Source organism: Saccharomonospora sp. NPDC046836, assembly GCF_040645195.1.
Classification (GTDB): domain Bacteria; phylum Actinomycetota; class Actinomycetes; order Mycobacteriales; family Pseudonocardiaceae; genus Prauserella_A.
On the sequence record NZ_JBEYXW010000119.1, the window covers coordinates 1 to 1,866 of the forward strand.

Here is a 1,866-nt window from a genome sequence, read left to right on the forward strand (position 1 = left end):
TCAAGGTCGACGAGACCGTCCACCTCTGGGACCACCAGCCAGAGGACCACTGACGGCTACTTTGCACCGTGGGTCAGAGATAGGACGCCGGGGCCTACCACGCGGCACCCCGGCCGGACTCCGGCGAGATCCCCGCACCGGAGGCGTGCCAGGCCGGCCTTCCAGAGGGCGCACCGGAACTGACCATCTGCCAGCGCCACCAGCGCACCGCTCATCTCGTGCGGCGGCGCACCACCCCGGCCGACCTGCACGCCCCGTTCACCGGCCTCGTCCGCCGCTGACCCACCCCTCATCTGGAGAAACGCTCATGCCCCGTACCCGCGCCAGCGCCTCCCCTCTGTTCGTGCCCCGTAAGACGACACGCGCCGAACAGCGGGCTGCCCGAGCCGGTTTCACCGAGGCCCGCCGCCAGGCACGCCTCGCCGGAAGCCCGCCCAAGCACCGCGCGGAGCAGACCCTCGACCCGGATCTGCGGCCCACCTATCCGCTCTCCGGTCGCCCCGGTCCGGCGTCCGCCCGCGGCGGCAAGCTCGCCCTTCCCGCCCACCGGATGACCACCGCCACAGCCAGCGGCGCCTACCCCTTCGTCGCCGAGGGCGGCCTGGGCGCCGAAGGGGTGTTCATCGGCCGCGACGTGCACGCGGAGGCGGCCTTCTGCTTCGACCCGTTCTCCCTCTACAACAGCGGCCGGATCGAGGGCTTCACCAACCCCAACGCGGTCCTGGCCGGGATCATCGGCATGGGCAAGTCGGCGCTGGCGAAGTCCATCGCCACCCGGTCGATCGCCCGCGGCTACCGGATCTACATTCCCTGCGATCCCAAGGGGGAGTGGACCGGTGTCTCGCAGGCCCTCGGCGGCTACAGCATCGCCCTGGGCCCGGGGCTCCCTGGACGGTTGAATCCGCTGGACGCCCCGGCCCGGCCCGCCTCCGTGAGCGAAGAGGACTGGTTCACGGAGGTTCGCAAGCGCCGTCTGCTGCTGTTGGCCAGCCTCGCCCGCACCGTGCTGAAGCGCGATCTGCTGCCGATGGAGCACACCGCCCTCGACCTGGCCCTGGATCTGGTCGTCGCTGACGCCGCCGCCCGGGGCACGGTGCCGCTCCTCGGCGAGATCGCGCACGTACTCGGCTCCCCCGAACGCCTCGACCACGCCCTCGGCCACCAGGCGGGGCACCTCGGTTCGGCCGCCCAGGACCTCGCCCACGCCTTGCGACGTCTCGTGCACGGCGACTTGAGCGGCATGTTCGACGCGCCGAGCACCGTGTCGTTCGACCCGACCACACCGATGCTGTCCATCGACCTCTCCCGTCTCGGCGGCTCCGGTGACGACACGGCACTGGTGCTCGCGATGACGTGCGCGAGCGCGTGGATGGAGTCAGCCCTCAGTGATCCCGATGGCGGTCGGCGATGGGTGATCTACGACGAGGCGTGGCGGCTGATGCGGCACGTCGGGCTGCTGGAGCGGATGCAGAGTCAGTGGAAGCTCTCCCGAGGGCTGGGCATCGCGAACCTCATGGTGATCCACCGGCTCAGCGACTTGCTCTCGGCGGGCGACGCCGGTTCACGCGGCCGAGTCCTGGCCGAGGGACTTCTCGCGGACTGCAGCACGCGCATCATCTACCGCCAGGAGCCCGACCAGCTCGCCGCCGCTGCCTCTCTGCTCGGCCTGACCGGCGTCGAGACCCAGGCGGTGTCCGCCCTGACCAAGGGCCGAGGTCTGTGGAAGGTCGCTGGCCACTCGTTCATCACCCAGCACATCCTCCACCCGGCTGAGCGGGAGCTGTTCGACACAGACGCCCGCATGGCCGCCAAACCCCGTGAGTTCACGAATACCGACGTCCTGATCCCCGTGAACCGAAGGGTGGT

The 1,866-nt window shown here is 70.6% G+C and carries 1 protein-coding gene and 1 pseudogene; both read left to right on the top strand.

Annotation, left to right across the window (positions count from 1 at the left end; genetic code table 11):
- Positions 1–104 precede the first annotated feature (104 nt).
- Positions 105–281: pseudogene (locus tag ABZ863_RS35600) on the top strand (DUF6238 family protein); the annotation flags it as partial.
- A gap of 26 nt (positions 282–307) precedes the next feature.
- Positions 308–1,866, top strand: a 1,559-nt coding sequence (locus tag ABZ863_RS35605) for a hypothetical protein (protein WP_358544184.1), incomplete at its 3' end; no start/stop codon positions are given.